Origin of the sequence: Streptomyces sp. NPDC053048 (genome assembly GCF_044547045.1) — a bacterium.
Taxonomy (GTDB): Bacteria; Actinomycetota; Actinomycetes; order Streptomycetales; family Streptomycetaceae; genus Streptomyces.
This window is the reverse complement of record NZ_JBITZS010000014.1, coordinates 93,547-110,148: the sequence shown is the minus strand read 5'-3', so window position 1 is coordinate 110,148 and position 16,602 is coordinate 93,547. Positions and strand designations below refer to the sequence as shown.

Below are 16,602 nucleotides of genomic sequence, written 5' to 3'. Positions count from 1 at the left end.
AGTGATCAGCGCTGATACGTGCCGACCAGCGTTCCCTCGGCCGACTTCAGGCTGTTCACGGCCCGGTGCACGGCGTCGGCGGTCGGGCTGCCGTGCAGGGCCGGCGGCTCGGGCACTGCCCACAGACGGAAGAAGTAGCGGTGCTGACCATGTCCTGGAGGCGGCATCGGGCCGCCCCAGCCCACGCTCCCGAAGCCGTTGGGCCATTCGTGGCCACCGGCGGGTGTGCGGCCTTCCTCCACGCCGGAGCTGGACGGGTCGATACCGGTGACCAGCCAGTGCACGAACGACGCTCCCGGCGCGTCGGGGTCCTCGCACAGCAGGACCAGCTCCGCCGTGCCCTCGGGTGGGGGTGACCAGGTCAGGGGTGGCGAGAGATCCTCCCCTTCCCCTGTGTGGCGGCGCGGGACCGGCTGGTGGTCGCCGAACGCCGGGCTCCTGAGTTCGATTGCGGTCATGTGCGCCGCGTACCCGCACAGGCGGAGCGGGCAACGGTCCGCTCGCCTAAACACCCGTTCGGCCGAGCGGGGACGCCGGCATGTCGCCCGCGCCTGTCGGACCGGGTAGGGACGGATGGTGAAGATTCTGGTGGAGGGTCGTCCGGGTGTGGGCAAGACGACCGCTGTCCGTGCGCTGGCCGGCCTGCTCGGCGACCGTACGGTCATCGGTTTCACCACCCGGGAGATGCGGGAAGGCGGCACCCGGGTCGGTTTCGCGGTGGACACGCTGGACGGCCGGCACGGGGTGCTCGCCCATGTCGATTTCCCGGGGCCGCCTCGGGTGGGGCGCTACGGAGTCGACCTGGGCGTCATGGAAGAACTGGCCCTCCCCGCCCTGCGCACGGTGCCGTCCCGGCCGGCCAGGGGCCCGCACGCTCCCGTCGTCCTCATCGATGAACTCGGCCGGATGGAGCTCGCCTGTCCCGGATTCCAGGAAGCGGTCGGCTCCCTGTTCGAGGCCCCCGTCGACCTCGTGGCCACCGTCCACGTCCACCGGGATCCGTTCACCGATGCCCTCAAGAAGCGCGCGGACGTGAAGGTGATTCATCTCAGCGCGGCCAACCGGGATGCCCTGCCCGCAGAATTGGCGGCGGCACTGCTGGAGAGCCGGTGACACCGGCACCGCCGTCGTAGCCGGGCGTCGTCACCCCGTCTCCCGTTCGGCCACCGCGCGGAAGCTGTGCGGCGGGCGGCCGGTGATGTGCTGGACGGTGTCGGTGGTGCGGTCTTCGGCTCCCTCGGCGACGGCACGGTCCATGCCGGCCAACAGCTCGGCGAACTCCATCGGCAGCTGCGCCGCGAGGCGATCGCGCATCTGCTCGTACGGCAGAGGGCGGTGGACGACGGGCCGACCGGTGACCTCGGTGATGATCGTGGCGATGTCGTTGTAGGAGAGCGTCTCCGGGCCCGTGAGGACAAGGTCGGTGTTGGGGGCGTGCTCGTCGGTCAGGGCATGGACGGCGACGGCCGCGATGTCCTCGGCGTCGACGAAGCCCACCCGGCCGCTCGCGGTGGCGGTCAGGATGACGCCTTCTTCGCGGATGCTGCGAGCGTGTGCGTGCGTTCCGGTGAAGTTCTGCATGAACCAGGAGGGCCGCAGCACCGCCCACTGTGCGAACAGGTCGGGCATGGCCTGGTGCACTGTTCCCACCGCCGGGCCGCCCTCGGGGATGGCCGATGAGCTGAGGAGCACCGCGCGGTGCACGCCGACAGTGCGGGCCCGCTCGAGGAACGGCAGCATGACCGCCGCCGGGTCGAAGTCGCCCAGGGGCGGTACGAGGTAGACGCGGTCGGCTCCCTCGAGGGCGGCAGCGTGGGTGGCGGGTTCGTACCAGTCGAACGCGACCGGCTCCGCGCCGGGGACCGGGGTGGCGTGACGGCTGGCGGCCTTGACGCGGTGACCAGCGGCTGTCAGGCGCGCGGCGGTGCGGCTGCCGGTCGTACCGGTCACGCCGATGACCAAAGTCGTGCCGGTGACCGAAGTGGTGCCGGTGGTGGTCATCGGCTGCTCCCGGTGAAGTCGGCGGCGGATTCGAGGGCGGCGAGGGGGTTCCAGTAGTCGTGGTAGGAGGTGATGCGTCCGTCCCGGACGGTGACGACGGCGATGTACGTCATGTCGAAGGGCTTGCCGGTCCTCACCAGCCGACCGACGCCACGCATCTCGACCACGATGGTCTCCGGGACGGTGGTCTGGTGGATCCTCAAGTCGCGGAAGTCGTGCAGGTCGATGTGGTCCGGGTAGTGGCGCATGTAGGCGGCGATGGCCTCCTTGCCTTCCAAACGCTCGGGCCAGCCATGGGGGGCGAACGGGAACTCCATGACGCCGTCCTCGGCCCACAGGCCGAGCCAGCCTGGAATGTCCTTGTCCAGGAGGAGGCGCAGGCTGTGGCGGTACAGATCCGCCGGAGAGATCGATACGGACACGGGTATCCTCCATCTCATAGAATCCGGACCGTGGGTCCGATTTCATTTTTACGATACGGACCCGGGGTCCACTTTGCAATCGGAGGAAAACGAGTGCCCGAGCGCAAACCCCGCAAGGACGCCGCCCGCAACCGGGCAGCCGTCCTCGCGGCCGCCGACGCCCTCTTCACCCAGTGCGAGAGTCCTGAGGAGGTCACGATGGCCGACATCGCGGCCGCGGCCGGCGTCGGCAAGGGAACGCTCTTCCGCGCGTTCGGTGACCGCACGGGGCTGCTCCGCGCGCTGTACGAGGCGCGGCTCGAACCGGTCAAGGAGGCCATCGAGGCCGGGCCGCCGCCCCTGGGCCCCGCGGCCCCGCCCGCTCAGCGGGTACCCGCTCTGCTCGACGCCGTCCTGTGCTTCAAACTCGACAACCGCCGCCTCGCGCTGGCTCTCGAGGAGACCGGGAGCAGCAGCCCTTACCAGGCAGAGCACTACGGACAATGGCACAGCCTGCTCCAAGGCATGCTGCAGCGGATTCCCGGCCTGCCCGACACCGACTTCACCGCCCACGCACTGCTCGCCGCCACCCGGGCCGACCTCATCGAGCACCTGGCCGGACGGGAGCGCGTGCCGCGCGAACGACTGCGGGCGCAGCTGGCGGACTTCGCCGCCGCGGTTCTGGGCTCTCGCCCACCGCAGGGATCGGCCACCGAGGGCTGACGGGGCATCAGCCGGGCGGCGGTTGTGCGCGATCTGCCGGGCCGTCTGCCGGGCGTGAGGCTGCAGACGTTGCACGGCGACGCGCCGTACTACAACCTCCTGCGGACCGCCGACGGCCATCGCTTCAACGACTTCTAGGACGTCACGCGTGGTCCTGTGGAGTGGGATCTCGCCCTGCTGCCGCTCCGCGCGCTCGAGGAGTACGAGCGGGTGAGCGGTACACGCGTGGACCGGGACATTCTCGCGGTCATGGAGGGCGTGCGGCTGCTGCAGACGGTGTCTGCGCTGGCGTTCGTACCGCGCATGCCGGAGATGGGGCAGATGCTGACACCGTTCGTCGAGCAGTGGCGCGAACGCGCGCCACTCACCGCGAGCCTTTGGCGCTGACCGCTCAGCAGTTCTCGCTGATCACGTCTTCCAGGGTCGAGAGGGCGAGCCTGTCGTCCTTCAGCTTGGTGCGGAGGCTGTCCAGAGTCTGCTTGAGGGCCTGGATTTCGTTCTCGGGTGGATCCGGCTGCGCCTGGAGGCTCTCGATCTTGGCTTCGAGGTCCCTGATCCGCTGGTCGGTGCGGTCGATTTCCTCCTGGGACTCCTCTGCCAGGCGCCTCATCATCTCGCAGGGTGATTCGTCGGGTGGAGGCATCGCCATCACTCCTCGTCAGTTGAGTCGGGGACGGTGGGAAAGTGGGAAGGCCGGACGATCGCAGGCTACGTCCATGCGCCCGTCACGGCATCCTGGTCCGGCCCATGTGCAGGGCAGTGCCCGTAAGGCCTTCGCAAAAGGACAGGTGACGCCCGGAGGAGCACTCCTGCGCTTCTCAGCATCCGCACCTCATGCACACGTTCGGGTGAAATTCGGCGGTACTGCGTCATTCCTGTGCTCTTCTGAAAGGAAGCCAAGGAGGCCAGGGAAGCCACGGAACGTGGCCCTTCCGGGAGGAAGGGGGGTGCCGGTGCGATGCGGGTGTTCATCGCAGGAATCGACGGTTATCTCGGCTGGCCGCTGGCCCAGCACCTCGCCGCGCGGGGCCACGAGCTGGCCGGTGCCGATGCCCTGCTGAGGCGGGCGTGGGTCGCCGAGATGGGGTCGGACAGCGCCCTTCCGATTGCTTCCATCGGCGAGCGTCTCGCGGCCTACCGGGAGCACTTCGGTGTGCCCCTGCCGTTCTCCTCGCTGAATCTACGGGACCACGAGGCGCTGGGCCGCGCGCTGGCCGAGTTCGCGCCGGATGCCGTGGTGCATCTTGCCGAGTGTCCGTCCGCGCCGTACTCGATGATCGACTTCCGGCATGCGGACCTGGTGCAGGGCAACAACGTCTCGGGCACCCTGAGCCTGCTCTTCGCGATGCGCGACCACTGCCCCGCAGCCCATCTGGTCAAGCTCGGCACCATGGGCGAGTACGGCACCCCGGACGTGGACATCCCCGAAGGCTTCTTCGAGGTCGAGTTCCGCGGGCGGCGCGATCGTATGCCGTTTCCCCGCCAGGCGGGCTCCTGGTACCACTGGAGCAAGGTCTTCGACTCGCAGAACGTCGCGTTCGCCTGCCGGCTGTGGGGGCTGCGCGCCACCGACGTGATGCAGGGGGTCGTCTACGGCAGCTGGAGCCGGGACGACGCCCGGATGAACAGCCGACTCGACTTCGACGAGGCGTTCGGCACGGCGGTGCACCGCTTCTGCTGTCAGGCGGTGACCGGGCATGCGATCACTCCCTACGGCTCGGGGGCCCAGCGCCGTGGCCTGCTGTCGCTGGCCGACGCGCTGCAGTGCCTGACCCTGGCGCTGGAGAATCCGCCCGATGCCGGCGAGTACCGGGTCTTCAACCAGCTGCGCGACGTCCTGTCGGTCGGCCGGCTGGCCGAGCTCGTACAGGACGCCGCCCGCTCCCTGGGCATCGAGGCGCGCGTGGCCGCCGTCGACAATCCCCGGGTGGAGGCGGACAAGCACCACTACAACCCTGACAGTGAGAAGTTGCGGGCGCTCGGCTTCCGCCCCTCCGCGCCCGTCGAGGAGGAACTGCGTCAGCTCGTCCGCGACCTGCTGCCCCACGCCGACCGGATCGCGGCCCATGCCGGTGCCCTCCCAGCAAACGTCCGCTGGCGGCCGCCACCGGCAACACAGGCAGCACGAGCAGCGCTGGCAACACAGGCGACAGCCTTCTACTCCCCCTCGGCACCACCGCCGTCGGCAGCCACCGGCGTGCGGAAACCACTGGAAGAAAGAAAAGAAAGAGGAAGGAAAGCACCATGAGCGAAACACTGCAGCAGGTCATGCTGGCCGCGGCCGAGGACCCGGCCACCCTGCGCGCGCTGCGCGAGGACCCCGGCAGCCTGTCCGACCGGTTCGGCCTCTCCGGTGACGTACGGGACCGGCTGACCCACGCGGAACACCTCATGCCGCAGGCACGGGGCGAGTACCTCACCATCACCCTCCACACCATCACCATCACCGCAGGCCAAGGCCTGTGACGGCGGCCGCGCCCACGATCAGTGTGGTGCTGCCGGCCCGTGACGAAGGCGACCGGGTCGGGGCGACCGTCGCCTCGGCCCTCGGTGCCGCCGCGGAGCCCGACCGCCTCGAGGTGGTCGTCGTGGACGACTGTTCCGCGCCCGGCGGCCGGCCGGTGGTTGCCGCCGGCGCGGACCGGTGCCGGACACACGTCATCCGCTCCGACCGGCACCTCGGCGTGGGCGCCGCACGGAACCTGGCGGCCCGCCACGCCCGCGGCCGCGTCCTCTTCGTCACCGACGCGCACGCGCGCTTCTCCGACGGCTGGGACGCGGAGGTCGGACGGCTCCTCGCGCCGCGGCGCATCCTGTCCGTCACCATCCGGGACCAGGAGTCGGCCTGGCGCGGCCACGGCTGCCGCCTCGTCGTCCCTTACATGGGCACGCGCTGGAACACGAGCCCCCCGGACCCCGCCAGCACCCCTCACGTCCAGATCGTCTCCTCGGCGGGCACGGTCGTCGAGCGCGAGCTGTTCGAGCGCCTCGGGGGCTACGACGAGGGGATGGTGCACTACGGGGGCTTCGAGCCCGAGTTCAGCGTCCGGGCGTGGCGGTCCGGTGCCGAGATCGTGCACACCGATGCCATCGAGATCGCCCACCGCTTCAAGCCCAGGGAGGAGTGCGCCTCGTTCCTCGGTACCGCACGCACCGCGATCGTCCACAACTGCCTGCGCTTCGGCACGGCCCATCTGCCGGAGTCGATGATCCTGGAGATGGTGCGGCTGCACGCCCTGGAGTTCCCCGACCACATCCGCGAGGCGCTGGTCATGCTCGAAGCGCGCGGTGCCTGGCGTCGCCGTGCGGAGCTGTCCGCCTCACTTCGATACGGCTTCGACTGGTTCGTACGGCACTTCGAGCTGCGCGACCAGATCGGACGGCCGGTCCCGGAGTCCTGACCGCGCATCGCATGCCTGGGCGTTGCCAGTGGCTGCCCGACCCGAGGTGAGCCGGGAAGGCGAGGCCGCGTCTGTTGAAGTCACTGGATTACTTGGGCAAGTGTCGTGCCAATTCCTGGGCGAACGCTTGCGCGGCCGGTGACGTCCACCGCCTGTGGTGTCGGGCCAGTCGGACCGGAACATCGGCGAACCGCGGTCCGCGGACGCGCGCCAGCCGTCCCTGAGCCAGTTGCTCCTCCACGGTCGTCAGCGGCAGCAGGGTGAGCCCGAGGCCGGCGGCAACGCAGGAACGCGTCGCGTCCACGCTCCCGAACCGGGTGAGCCGTGGCCGGGCGCCCGGTACCTCGAGCAGTCGTCGCTCCAGTTCGTCACTGTAGGAGCAGCCCTGTTCGAGCAGGAAGAAGCTCTCCGTCGCGAGTTCCGCCCAGGTCACCGCATGTGCGCGCGAGGCGAGCGGGTGGCCGGGAGCGCAGACGAGGGCGAGGGGTTCGCCGGCGATCGGCTCGCTCGTCACGTCGGGGAAGTCGGCGTCTTTCTCCAACAGCAGGGCCAGGTCCAGGCGCCCGGACCGCAGACCCTCGACGCACTGCGCGGTGCCGGCCGCGTGGAGGTTGATGTCGACCTCGGGGTGGCTTGTGCGCAGGGCGGCGATCACGTCTGGCAGCCGGGTCGAGCACAGCGACTCGGGGGTGCCGACGGCCACGCGTCCCGACACGGACCCTTCGCTGTCGCAGTCGGCCTTCAGCCGTGTCACGGCGTCGAGTACGTCCTCGGCTCGTTCAAGCAGCCGTCGGCCGGATTCGGTGATCAGCGCGCCCGTGGGCAGGCGGTCGAAGAGCCGGGTGCCGAGCTCCCGTTCCAGGGTTCGGATGTGCACGGTGACCGTGGACTGGGCGAGGTGCAACTCGGCGGCGGCGGAGGTGAAGCTGCCCGTTCGAGCGAGCGTGGTGAAGGTGTGCAGCAGGCGGGTGTCCACGGGATCCAGGGTAGGTGATCCATGCGATATATCGATGGGCTGGATCGGAATCCATCGTTGGACGCGATCGGTGCGGGATGGCAGCGTGGAGCCATGACCACCGATGCGAGCGGGACGAACCCCGTGAACCGCCCCGAGCCGTCCGTCGAGATCCTGCGCTACTCGGCCTTCACCCACGATCCGGCGGGAGGCAACCCCGCCGGGGTCGTGCTCGACGCCTCCGGGCTCGACGACGCGGCGATGCTCGCCGTCGCCGCCGAGGTCGGCTACTCGGAGACGGCCTTCGTCACCGGCCACGACGAGGCATCGCGCCGGTTCCGGGTTCGCTACTTCAGCCCCCTCGCCGAGGTGGCCTTCTGCGGGCACGCGACCGTGGCTCTGACCGTCGCCCTCGCCGAACGGTTGGGCCCCGGAGACATCGTCCTCGATACCCCCGTAGGGGAGATTCCCGTGGCCACCAAGGTGGACGGCGAGGGCGCGGTGCTGGCCACGCTCACCAGCGTCCCGACCCGGTCCCGCCCCGCCGCGAGCACCGAACTGGACGCCACGCTGAAGGCCCTGGGCTGGACTTCCGGGGACCTGGACCCGGCACTGCCGCCGCACGTGGCGTTCGGCGGCAACGATCACCTGGTGCTGGCCGCCGCCTCCCGAGCGCGCCTGGCGGACCTGGACTACGACTTCGACGAACTCGCCGAGGTGATGCGCCGTCACGGCTGGACGACCGTCCATCTGGTGTGGCGCGAGTCGCCGGAGCGCTTCCACGCCCGGGATCCCTTCCCTGTCGGTGGCGTCGTGGAGGACCCGGCAACGGGAGCGGCGGCTGCGGCGTTCGGCGGATACCTCCGGACGCTGGGGCTCGTCACCGAACCGGCCACGATCACGATCCGCCAAGGAGAGGACATGGGCCGGCCCAGCGATCTGCTGATCGAACTCGACCCACGGGACACCCGCACACGAGTTTCGGGACAGGCCGTGCCGATCGGCTGAGGAGCTGTCCCGAAATTGCTTACGGGACAGTTCTTGGTGCTGCGTTGGTCGCATTGTGACTGAGCGCTTCAGTTGGCCAGTGAGCCTGAGCAGTTCAGTTGGCCGCATCTGTGACCTTCTGACGGAATCGTTCATTCCCTGTACTTGATCGGTAACAGCCCTACGAGGCGTATGTGGCGAGGGTGATTCCTGGTGAAGACTCTGCTTCCGTCAAGAGTCGAGAGTGGCCGCGTGCGGCCGATCACAGGGGAACACCATGAATACTCCTCCCTGCAAGAACCACAAGAGTCTCAGGGGATGGAAGTCCTACGCCCTCGGGGCCGCGGCGGTCACCACGCTGCTCGCGCCCATGGCGAGCGAGGCGAGCGCGGCCGACGGTTCGGACCGCTTAAGGCTCTCGGGCTGGTCGAGCACGACGAGCTCGGCGAAGCCGAGGGAGACGGTTCCGGCCAAGCCGGGCGGCACTTTGGGCAACACCGGCAGAAACGGCAACAGTGGCGGCGAGAACGCCATCGCCGCTTGCGCAAAAAACGCCCTCGCGGTCTCCGCCGTGCGGCAGCCCGAGGACGGCCAAGTGGTCAGGCACCTCCTCATCACCGCCCAGAACCTCGGCGACAAGAAGTGCAATCTCTACCGCCACCCCCACATACGGCTCGGTGCCGATGCCCAGAGCACGGCCCCCGTGATCGAGGACAGCGACCCGGGCTCTGGGGCGCCCGTCACCATCGCTCCGGGCGAGGAGGCACACGCCGCTCTGCTCGTCAGTGGCGGAGCCAGGGATGTGTACGAGGCCAAACGCATCACTCTCAGCCTTCAGGGCCGCCAGCTCGGGAGCGACGCGAGTGAGCCGATCGACGTCCCCATGCCCGTGGACACGTTGTATGCAGACGACGGTCAACTTGTCACTTATTGGACGACTGCTTCCGGCTTCGCCCTGGACTTCATCATGTCGAAGTGACGAACCTCGACCGGGCGGGGGACTTCAGCAATGGCTCACTGGATCAGGGACGTATGCGGGTGATCCGGGGACTCCGGGCAGACGTAGAGCTGCAGATGGTTGCCTTTGGAGACCTGGACCTCGGGCGGGTTCGCTACGTCGGCTCTGGGGAGTGCGGCGAGGTGTTGATCCTCGTGCGGGGCCCAACCGCCGTTGCTGCTGTCCCATTCGTTCGAAGCGATGGTCAGCAGCGGAACCATCCCTGCGCCACAGGCGGCACAGAACCGGGCGATGGGGTCGGTGAGGCCCCACGGGGGCCAGCCACCGACCTTCCATCCCGGGGCGACGGACAGGTGGCTGTCGTAGAACGAATCCGGGTAGGGGGCCCAGGAACTGTCCACCACGGATCCGGCTGCCTGCCAGTTGCTCCAGTCCCGCAGCTGCTGCTGTAGCTCCTTGCTCAGATCCATGGGGTTGGGGTACTCGGTGATCTGCTCCGGCGCGAGCACGCACGGCCGCGGTATATAGCCGTCGTACTCCACCGCAGACGGCTCGGGCGGCGCGGCGAGGATGTCGGTGACCTCGGTGGCGGATCGCCAGAACATCACGGTCGGAGGCTTGTAGTCCGGCTCGTGTTCGAAGGGGCACCACAGGACCTGGAGCAGATCGGCCTGTCCGGGCGGTCGCAACAGAGGTACGTCGCGCACGTACAGCTGGGCAACGGGCACCATGGCGATCGGACCCTCGTTCCACTCGTCGGCCACAGCCCCATGCGACTCGTCGTCGCAGTGCGGCCACGGCTCGTCGGCGGGCCACAGCAGCGGCCCGCCGACCGAACTGTCGTGCGGCGACGGAGACCCGGGGCGGGGATGCAACCGGATCGCCGGACGTGCCAGCGGCGCCAGTTGAGGGAAGAGCGCGGTGACGTCGAGCGGCCGCGGCGGGGTGGTACGGGTGACGTTCATAGTGGCGATGTTGCCAGCAGCCTCTGACAACGGGCAGCGCGCCGCCGTTTGATCCGCCGGTACGGGCATCACCGTGCGCGCGGATACCGCGCTTCCTCAGGTTGGTCGCGGATCGGCCTGGGCGCAGCGGGCGATAAAACCGGAACAAGGTTCCAGAGGAAGCCCCCAGCCGCCCGCACGCTGATGGCACGCTCCGCCGCATGACTGGCAAAGATCCCGACGAGTACCTGCGGCGCGTCCTGGGGGACGCCTTTGGGCAGGCGTGTGCGGCGATGGGGAAGCACGGTGCCGTGCGCGACATGGTCTGGGGTTTCCGCCCGCCGAAACCACGCCCGGTCGTGACGATCGACAGTAAGAAGGTACGGGGCGGCTTCCACGCACGACCCGAGTCGGTCAGCATGACGCTGTGGGTATGGAAGGCCGAATGCACGGTGTACGCGCACGAGTCGGCCGATCCGAGAGGCCCGTCGGCGGACCGCACGGGCCGGCTGGTGGTGGCCGTGGCGTCCTGGCCGGAGCAGGGGCTGTCGGGGCTGCGGGTCGCGGCGCTGAGAACGGACGGCACGCTTCAGGAGGCCAGTGCGGAGGCACTGGGCATCAAGGATGCCCTGATGGACCTGCCGTTGCTGCGCGCCATCCAGCCTCGCCCGCCGAAGCCGAGGCAGCCGACCGAGCGGGAGAGGCTGACCCTGCGGGCACTCGGCAGCCTGCTCGTCCTGGGCCTCACGCTGACCTTCGTACTCCTCCTCGGCAACCCATGGGGGGACCGTGGTGCCGCCTACTTGTTCGGCACCCGGGTCACCGTGGAAATGCCTGCTCCCTGCAAGTCGAAATGGAGGGGAACCAGCGGCCACGGCAAGTGGGAAGCAACGTGCCGGGCCGAATGGAGGACTGCTGACGGCACGGTGCACATGGGCACGGTGATAACCGACAGGGGCCACGTCAGCATCCCCAAGTACGGTAAGTGGTTTTTCACGGGCGAAGCCCAGGCATACGGGAAGAAGGCGTACGCCCCCTCTCCCGATTCCACGGCCACCCTTCCGGGTTTCGTCGTGCTGAGCCTGCTGACGATCAGCTTTGTGATGTCCCTGACGTACAGCGTCCTCACTGTCCGTGCATCGCGGCGGACGGGGCGGACGGAATGACACCCCGGTCTACTCTGGAAGCACCGCGGTATATCCGTACACCAGGAGGCCGTCATGACCAGGAAAGTCGCCGACTGCCGGAAATACCCGAGCGAATCCCAGTGCACGCTGACGATCGCGGGCGAGGAGGAGGAAGTGCTCCGCGCGGCGACCGAGCACGCGGTCTCCGTGCACCAGCACGAGGACACGCCTGAGCTGCGCGAGACGATTCGCGGCATGCTGGAGGACGAGAAGGCGCCGGGCGCCTGACACCCATGGCGCGCCCTCCCTCCCCGCCGGAGCGGGAGGGAGGGCGCGTGTGCGCACTGCGGCTCAGGCCGTTTCTTTCGTCAATGTCGTGATGCGAGAACCTTTGAGTGAGCCTAGGGTGATCGGGGGGCGTTTCCCTCATCTGGCGGGAGGCCTGCCATGGGGTGCTCACATATACCTCGGCATACGCCTTGGCGCGGAATGTGCGTCGGTCTGGCGACGGCCGGGTTGCTGGCGGTACCGGCGGTCACGCCGGGCGCGGTCACTTCGAATTCCGTTGCCGCGGATTCCGTTACCGCTGATTCCCCCCGATCCGCCGCCTTCTCCACCTCCACCGGCTCCTCGGGCACCGACACCGAGTTCCCGCAGCTCAGCCCCGCCGTCGCCGCGCGTCTGGACACGGCGATCCGGCGGGTGATGAGCGAGGCCTCCGTGCCCGGGGTCATCGTCAGTCTTTCGGCCCCCGGCAAGGGGAATTACGTACGGGCCTTCGGCGTCGCCGACAAGGCGAACGGAACCCCCATGGATCCCGGGCTCTACATGCGGATCGGCAGCGAGACCAAGACTTTCACCGTGACCGCCCTGCTCGAGCTGGTCGACGCGGGCAAGGTGAAACTGGACGACCCGATCAGCCGGTACATCGACAACGTCCCCAACGGCGACAGGATCACCCTGCGCTACCTCGCGGACATGCGCAGCGGACTGTTCAACTACTCGGCGGACCCGGACTTCTACAAGGCACTGACCTCCGACCCGACTCGCCATTTCACTCCGCAGGAGCTGCTCGCGTACTCCTTCAAGCATCCGGTGCAGTTCCAGCCCGGGGCGGAGTTCGAGTACTGCAATACCAATCTCATCCTGCTGGGACTGGTCGTGGAAAAGATCGGCGGTCAGCCGCTGAGGGATTTCATCCATCAGAAGGTTCTGCAACCGGCCGGCCTGCACCACACCCTGTTCCCGGCCGGCGCCGAGTTCCCCAGCCCCCACGCCCACGGATACACCCAGCAGACCGCTTCGGGCGCCGTCGAGGATGCCACGTACTGGAATCCGTCCTGGGGCTGGGCCGCCGGTGCGATGATCTCCAACCTGCAGGACATGCGGACCTGGGCGCGCGTCCTGGCCACCGGTGCTCTGCTGACTCCCCAGACGCAGGCGGAGCGGCTGAAGACGCCTCCGACGTCCATTCCCGGCGCCGGGTACGGTCTGGGCATCTTCAACGTCCAGGGCTGGATCGGTCACAACGGCTCACTGCCCGGCTACGAGTCGCTGACGATCTATCTGCCCGAGGAACGGGCGACGCTCGTCGTCCTGCTCAACACCGACATCCTGCACAACCAGATCGAGCCCAGCACGCTCTTCGGGAAGGCGATCACCGAGATCGTCACCCCCGACCACGTGTTCAACCTGCCCCTCCCCCAGGGCGCCCGGCCGACGCCCAGCGCCGGCCCCACGGGCTGACTCCCTGCCGCGGATATCCGGTCCCCATCCGGCGGCGGCAGGGTCATCGACGAGGCGGCGTGACGAGCCCCGTCTCGTAGGCGTTGATCACGAGCTGGACCCGGTCCCGGGCCCCCAGCTTGGTGAGCAGTCGTGACACGTGCGACTTGGCGGTGGCCACCGTGATGAAGAGGTCCTCCGCAATCTCGGTGTTCGACCTGCCGCGCCCGACCAGGGTCAGTACTTCCCGTTCCCGCTCGGTGATGCCCTCGACCGGCCGTGGGGAGCGCTCCGGGGCGGTCGCGGGGCGCCTGACGAAGTCCGCGATCAGACGGCGCGTCACACCCGGCGCGATCGGTGCGTCGCCGGCGGCGACCACGCGGATCGCCGCGAGGATGTCGTCCAGCGCCATGTCCTTGACCACGAAGCCGCTCGCGCCGGCCCGGAGCGCGCCGTGGACGTGGTCGTCCTCGTCGAAGGTGGTCAGGACGAGGACGCGTGCCCTGGGGGTTTCTCCGTCTGCACCCGGGTCAGCGCGGTCGCCGCGGACCTGGGCCTATCGGTCCGGTAGCGGCTTGTCGGACGCCGACCGATGCCGTGGTGATGGCCTCGTCCAGGACGTCCCGGGAGACGACCAGGTCGGTGATCATCCGGTTGATGCGGTCACGTTCCGCCGTGAGCTCGGCGACCAGCCTCGGAGTGGCGGCCTCGGACGGGCCACCGTCCACGTCCCGCATGCAGGGCAGCAGTTGCGCGATCTTCTTGCTGTTGAGCCCCGCGGCGTAGAGGGCCTGGACGCGGATGACCCGGTCGACCGCCCACTCGCCGTAACGCCGCTGGCCGCCCGGAGTGCGCTCGGCCCTCAGGAGCCCCTGCGTCTCGTAGTAGCGCAACGAGCGCTCGCTCACCCCGCTGCGCCGCGCCAGTTCACCGATCCGCATTCGCGTTCCCACCTCGCCTGCCGTAACGGAGCTTGAACCTGACACTGATGTCAGCTCCTACCGTACCGGCATGACGAACACACAAACCCTGTCCCGCCTGTTCGAACCCGCTCGCCTCGGCTCCCTGCACCTGCCGAACCGCCTGGTCATGGCACCGTTGACCCGCAACCGCGCCGGCGCCGACGGTGTTCCGCAGCCCATCATGGCCACGTACTACGCGCAGCGCGCCTCCGCGGGACTGATCATCGCCGAGGCCGCCACGCCGAACGCCGTGGGACAGACCTATCCCAACATTCCCGCGATCCACAACGAGGCGCACGTGGCCGGATGGCGGGGGGTCACCGATGCGGTACGGGCCGCGGGCGGCCGGATGTTCCTGCAACTGCAGCACGGCGGCAGGGTCGGCCATCCCGACAACAGCGGACTGATGCCGGTCGCGCCGTCGCCGGTCCCGCTCCCGGAGACGATTCACACCCCCACCGGCCGCCAGGAAGCCGTCGTGCCGCGGGAGATGAGCCTCGACGACATCCGGTCCACCGTGGACGATTTCGCCACCGCCGCCCGCAACGCCATCGACGCCGGGTTCGCCGGGGTGGAGGTGCATGCCGCCAACGGACACCTCCTGCACCAGTTCATGGCCGGGAACACCAATCGCCGCACCGATGCCTACGGAGGCTCGGTCACCGGCCGCATCCGGTTCGTCGTCGAGGTGGTCCAGGCGGTCGCCGAGGCCATCGGTCCCGAGCGGGTGGGCCTGCGGATCTCCCCGGGGAACACCGTCAACGGCATCGAGGAGGGTGACACCGAGAGCATCTACCCCGCGCTGATCGAGGCAGTGGCCGGGACCGGCCTGGCCTACCTGCACGTCGTGTTCGCCGACCCGGACCAGCCCCTCTTCCAGGACATCCGGAAGGCCTGGCCGGGCACGCTGATGGCCAACCCGGCGCTGGGGTGGGGAGGACCGCTTCCCGCCGACGGCGGCAAACACGCGGGCGAGCGGCTGCTGGACGCCGGTGCCGACCTGATCTCCCTGGGGCGCGCGTTCCTGGCCAACCCCGACCTGGTCGCACGGCTGCGCACCGGCGCTCCGCTGAACCAGGTACGCGACAAGCACATGATGTACGTGGGCGGAGAGACCGGTTACACCGACTATCCCGTCCATCCCGTCCATCCCGTACCGGCCGCCGTCGAGCCCGCGGCCCGCGCCCCTCACAGGGCAGAGGCGGCGATGCGGTGAGCCGTTGTCGGGGACTGGCCGTTGCCGATGCCCCCGATTCGTCCCGCCCGGGGGCGCCGGGCGGGACGATCCGGCGGACCGCCCCGGGTGGGGCGACCCGGGGCGGTCAGCGGGTGAGCGGTCAGGCGGCCAGGGCGGTGAGCACCGCCTGGGCCATGGCGCGCTCGCCCGCCGCGTTGGGGTGGAGCGGGAGGGCCGGCTTGAGCGGCAGCAGTCCCTCGATCCAGGGGCTGGACGAGCAGCTGTCGTGGCCCTTGGTGACACCCATCGTGTCGACGTACGTGACGCCGCTCGCCGCGGCGACACCGGTGAGCTTGTCGTTGAGCTCCCCGAGGACCGAGCGCAGATAGGTGAGGTCGCCGGTCGTAATGGTCATCTTGCCCAGGCACTGCTTGGCGTCGTCGGGCAGCACCGATGGATACCCGACGATCAGCACCCGGGCGGCGGGCGCCTTGGCCCGCAGGCGCTGCAGGGCAGCGGAGAGCTGCGTGGCTGCCGCGTCCAGCCGCCGGCTGAGCGTGTCCTTGTAGTGGGCGCGGCAGGGCGACCCGAGGGGGTTGGTCACGGCCAGGGCCGAGCAGGTGGCGACGACGTCGACGAAGCCGAGGTCCGACGTGCCGAGGTTGTTGCCGCCGATGGTGAGTGTGACGAGCGAGGTGTCCGGGGTGACGGCGTCGAGCTGGGGGCCGTTGACGAGGATCCCGGCGTCGGTCTGGGCCGTGGTGAGCGCGCTCACCTTCGCCGCGGCGCAGGTCCGGTCGGCGTACGCGGAGGGGGCGAGGGCCGCGGCGACGACGTGGCCGTAGTTGTGGTCGGAGCGCAGGCACAGTCCGCCCGAGCTCGCGGGGACGCCCGCTCCGGCGGCGTACGAGTCGCCGAGCGCCACGTACTTGCCGGACGCGCTCCGGGCGTCCGGGGCCGTCGCGTGGGCGGGGGCGGTGACGGCACCGAGTACGGCGGTCACGAGGGCGCCGGCCACGGCGGCCGCCCACTGGCGACGGCCCGCGGACCGGGGGCGGCGGGGGGTGTTCGCGGTGGTCGTCGCGGCGGTGTCGGGGGTTCTGGGCACGGCGGCTCTCCTGGAGGACGGTGACGGGCAGGGCGGCGAAACCGGCCGGTAACGTTGCCGGTATCGTCGTCGCCCCGCGCCCCTCGGACCATGTGCGGGCGCACAACAGCACACCGGTCACGGTTGTCCGTAA

At 69.4% G+C, this 16,602-nt stretch carries 20 protein-coding genes and 1 pseudogene; 12 read left to right on the top strand and 9 right to left on the bottom strand.

From position 1 onward, the window contains the following. Window positions 1-5: 5 nt before the first annotated feature. Window positions 6-458, bottom strand: coding sequence for a YbhB/YbcL family Raf kinase inhibitor-like protein (locus tag ACIG36_RS31150; protein WP_399935195.1), 453 nt, complete (start codon window positions 456-458; stop codon window positions 6-8). Between the two features lie 115 nt (window positions 459-573). On the opposite strand from ACIG36_RS31150, the gene ACIG36_RS31145 reads away from it, so the two are divergent. Continuing rightward, a complete protein-coding gene (locus ACIG36_RS31145) occupies window positions 574-1,113 on the top strand; it encodes a nucleoside-triphosphatase (protein WP_399935192.1) in 540 nt (179 codons plus the stop codon). A 30-nt stretch (window positions 1,114-1,143) separates the two neighbouring features. Here ACIG36_RS31145 and ACIG36_RS31140 read toward each other — a convergent pair whose 3' ends face one another. Together ACIG36_RS31140 and ACIG36_RS31135 are read right to left on the bottom strand one after the other, a co-directional pair. After that, on the bottom strand, window positions 1,144-2,001 hold the full coding sequence (locus tag ACIG36_RS31140) for an NmrA family NAD(P)-binding protein (protein ID WP_399935189.1): 858 nt from the start codon (window positions 1,999-2,001) through the stop codon (window positions 1,144-1,146). Then, window positions 1,998-2,423, bottom strand: a complete 426-nt coding sequence (locus ACIG36_RS31135; RefSeq protein ID WP_399935186.1) for a nuclear transport factor 2 family protein — start codon at window positions 2,421-2,423, stop codon at window positions 1,998-2,000. Before ACIG36_RS31135 ends, ACIG36_RS31140 begins: the two co-directional genes overlap by 4 nt. A gap of 93 nt (window positions 2,424-2,516) precedes the next feature. Between ACIG36_RS31135 and ACIG36_RS31130 the strand changes: the two genes are divergently transcribed. After that, window positions 2,517-3,125: a TetR/AcrR family transcriptional regulator gene (locus tag ACIG36_RS31130; RefSeq protein ID WP_399935183.1), complete on the top strand. Its 609-nt coding sequence runs from the start codon at window positions 2,517-2,519 to the stop codon at window positions 3,123-3,125. A 156-nt stretch (window positions 3,126-3,281) separates the two neighbouring features. After that, the gene (locus tag ACIG36_RS31125) at window positions 3,282-3,512 is read left to right on the top strand and encodes a hypothetical protein (RefSeq protein ID WP_399935180.1); all 231 of its coding nucleotides are present in this window, start codon (window positions 3,282-3,284) and stop codon (window positions 3,510-3,512) included. 4 nt (window positions 3,513-3,516) lie between these two features. On the opposite strand, the gene ACIG36_RS31120 is transcribed toward ACIG36_RS31125, so the two are convergent. Further along, window positions 3,517-3,735 carry a hypothetical protein gene (locus ACIG36_RS31120; protein ID WP_399935177.1) on the bottom strand — a complete coding sequence of 73 codons (219 nt, stop codon included), beginning with the start codon at window positions 3,733-3,735 and terminating at the stop codon, window positions 3,517-3,519. Between the two features lie 354 nt (window positions 3,736-4,089). On the opposite strand from ACIG36_RS31120, the gene ACIG36_RS31115 reads away from it, so the two are divergent. The 3 genes from ACIG36_RS31115 to ACIG36_RS31105 are packed head-to-tail and all read left to right on the top strand — an operon-like array spanning window position 4,090 to window position 6,526. After that, window positions 4,090-5,373 carry an NAD-dependent epimerase/dehydratase family protein gene (locus ACIG36_RS31115; RefSeq protein ID WP_399935174.1) on the top strand — a complete coding sequence of 428 codons (1,284 nt, stop codon included), beginning with the start codon at window positions 4,090-4,092 and terminating at the stop codon, window positions 5,371-5,373. After that, window positions 5,370-5,591, top strand: a complete 222-nt coding sequence (locus tag ACIG36_RS31110; RefSeq protein ID WP_399935171.1) for a hypothetical protein — start codon at window positions 5,370-5,372, stop codon at window positions 5,589-5,591. Before ACIG36_RS31115 ends, ACIG36_RS31110 begins: the two co-directional genes overlap by 4 nt. Beyond that, window positions 5,588-6,526, top strand: a complete 939-nt coding sequence (locus ACIG36_RS31105; protein ID WP_399935170.1) for a glycosyltransferase family 2 protein — start codon at window positions 5,588-5,590, stop codon at window positions 6,524-6,526. The genes ACIG36_RS31110 and ACIG36_RS31105 overlap by 4 nt, the downstream gene beginning before the upstream one ends. A gap of 88 nt (window positions 6,527-6,614) precedes the next feature. Here ACIG36_RS31105 and ACIG36_RS31100 read toward each other — a convergent pair whose 3' ends face one another. Then, window positions 6,615-7,502, bottom strand: a complete 888-nt coding sequence (locus ACIG36_RS31100; RefSeq protein WP_399935168.1) for a LysR family transcriptional regulator — start codon at window positions 7,500-7,502, stop codon at window positions 6,615-6,617. Window positions 7,503-7,595: 93 nt separating this feature from the next. Here ACIG36_RS31100 and ACIG36_RS31095 point away from each other — a divergent pair, with 93 nt between their 5' ends. Continuing rightward, complete coding sequence (locus tag ACIG36_RS31095; RefSeq protein ID WP_399935166.1) at window positions 7,596-8,489, top strand: PhzF family phenazine biosynthesis isomerase; 894 nt, start codon at window positions 7,596-7,598, stop codon at window positions 8,487-8,489. Between the two features lie 256 nt (window positions 8,490-8,745). Further along, window positions 8,746-9,447 (top strand): DUF4232 domain-containing protein, encoded by a 702-nt coding sequence (locus ACIG36_RS31090; protein ID WP_399935164.1) that lies wholly within the window; start codon window positions 8,746-8,748, stop codon window positions 9,445-9,447. Window positions 9,448-9,482: 35 nt separating this feature from the next. Here the strand turns inward: ACIG36_RS31090 and ACIG36_RS31085 are convergent, their stop codons facing one another. Continuing rightward, window positions 9,483-10,391: a hypothetical protein gene (locus tag ACIG36_RS31085; protein ID WP_399935161.1), complete on the bottom strand. Its 909-nt coding sequence runs from the start codon at window positions 10,389-10,391 to the stop codon at window positions 9,483-9,485. 290 nt (window positions 10,392-10,681) lie between these two features. Here ACIG36_RS31085 and ACIG36_RS31080 point away from each other — a divergent pair, with 290 nt between their 5' ends. From ACIG36_RS31080 to ACIG36_RS31070, 3 genes are all read left to right on the top strand, one after another. After that, window positions 10,682-11,536, top strand: a complete 855-nt coding sequence (locus ACIG36_RS31080; RefSeq protein WP_399935159.1) for a hypothetical protein — start codon at window positions 10,682-10,684, stop codon at window positions 11,534-11,536. Between the two features lie 54 nt (window positions 11,537-11,590). Next, entirely contained in the window at window positions 11,591-11,785 is a 195-nt protein-coding gene (locus tag ACIG36_RS31075; protein ID WP_399935157.1) for a DUF1059 domain-containing protein, read from the top strand. A 201-nt stretch (window positions 11,786-11,986) separates the two neighbouring features. Next, window positions 11,987-13,243 carry a serine hydrolase domain-containing protein gene (locus ACIG36_RS31070; RefSeq protein WP_399935154.1) on the top strand — a complete coding sequence of 419 codons (1,257 nt, stop codon included), beginning with the start codon at window positions 11,987-11,989 and terminating at the stop codon, window positions 13,241-13,243. 43 nt (window positions 13,244-13,286) lie between these two features. Here ACIG36_RS31070 and ACIG36_RS31065 read toward each other — a convergent pair. Both ACIG36_RS31065 and ACIG36_RS31060 read right to left on the bottom strand, forming a co-directional pair. Beyond that, a pseudogene (locus ACIG36_RS31065) lies at window positions 13,287-13,751 on the bottom strand (LuxR C-terminal-related transcriptional regulator); the annotation flags it as partial. A gap of 1 nt (window position 13,752) precedes the next feature. Next, complete coding sequence (locus ACIG36_RS31060; protein WP_399935151.1) at window positions 13,753-14,163, bottom strand: MerR family transcriptional regulator; 411 nt, start codon at window positions 14,161-14,163, stop codon at window positions 13,753-13,755. 70 nt (window positions 14,164-14,233) lie between these two features. Between ACIG36_RS31060 and ACIG36_RS31055 the strand changes: the two genes are divergently transcribed. Then, on the top strand, window positions 14,234-15,400 hold the full coding sequence (locus tag ACIG36_RS31055; RefSeq protein ID WP_399935148.1) for an alkene reductase: 1,167 nt from the start codon (window positions 14,234-14,236) through the stop codon (window positions 15,398-15,400). Window positions 15,401-15,521: 121 nt separating this feature from the next. Here the strand turns inward: ACIG36_RS31055 and ACIG36_RS31050 are convergent, their stop codons facing one another. Further along, entirely contained in the window at window positions 15,522-16,469 is a 948-nt protein-coding gene (locus tag ACIG36_RS31050) for an SGNH/GDSL hydrolase family protein (RefSeq protein ID WP_399935145.1), read from the bottom strand. Between the last annotated feature and the right edge of the window lie 133 nt (window positions 16,470-16,602).

Bases quoted from the DNA above. Each gene is read 5' to 3' on its own strand.
- ACIG36_RS31110 (WP_399935171.1), top strand. From the start codon at position 5,370: ATGAGCGAAACACTGCAGCAGGTCATGCTGGCCGCGGCCGAGGACCCG.
- ACIG36_RS31055 (WP_399935148.1), top strand. From the start codon at position 14,234: ATGACGAACACACAAACCCTGTCCCGCCTGTTCGAACCCGCTCGCCTC.
- ACIG36_RS31145 (WP_399935192.1), top strand. From the start codon at position 574: ATGGTGAAGATTCTGGTGGAGGGTCGTCCGGGTGTGGGCAAGACGACC.
- ACIG36_RS31120 (WP_399935177.1), bottom strand. From the start codon at position 3,735: ATGAGGCGCCTGGCAGAGGAGTCCCAGGAGGAAATCGACCGCACCGAC.
- ACIG36_RS31085 (WP_399935161.1), bottom strand. From the start codon at position 10,391: ATGAACGTCACCCGTACCACCCCGCCGCGGCCGCTCGACGTCACCGCG.
- ACIG36_RS31150 (WP_399935195.1), bottom strand. From the start codon at position 458: ATGACCGCAATCGAACTCAGGAGCCCGGCGTTCGGCGACCACCAGCCG.
- ACIG36_RS31095 (WP_399935166.1), top strand. From the start codon at position 7,596: ATGACCACCGATGCGAGCGGGACGAACCCCGTGAACCGCCCCGAGCCG.
- ACIG36_RS31060 (WP_399935151.1), bottom strand. From the start codon at position 14,163: ATGCGGATCGGTGAACTGGCGCGGCGCAGCGGGGTGAGCGAGCGCTCG.
- ACIG36_RS31070 (WP_399935154.1), top strand. From the start codon at position 11,987: ATGTGCGTCGGTCTGGCGACGGCCGGGTTGCTGGCGGTACCGGCGGTC.
- ACIG36_RS31090 (WP_399935164.1), top strand. From the start codon at position 8,746: ATGAATACTCCTCCCTGCAAGAACCACAAGAGTCTCAGGGGATGGAAG.
- ACIG36_RS31140 (WP_399935189.1), bottom strand. From the start codon at position 2,001: ATGACCACCACCGGCACCACTTCGGTCACCGGCACGACTTTGGTCATC.
- ACIG36_RS31075 (WP_399935157.1), top strand. From the start codon at position 11,591: ATGACCAGGAAAGTCGCCGACTGCCGGAAATACCCGAGCGAATCCCAG.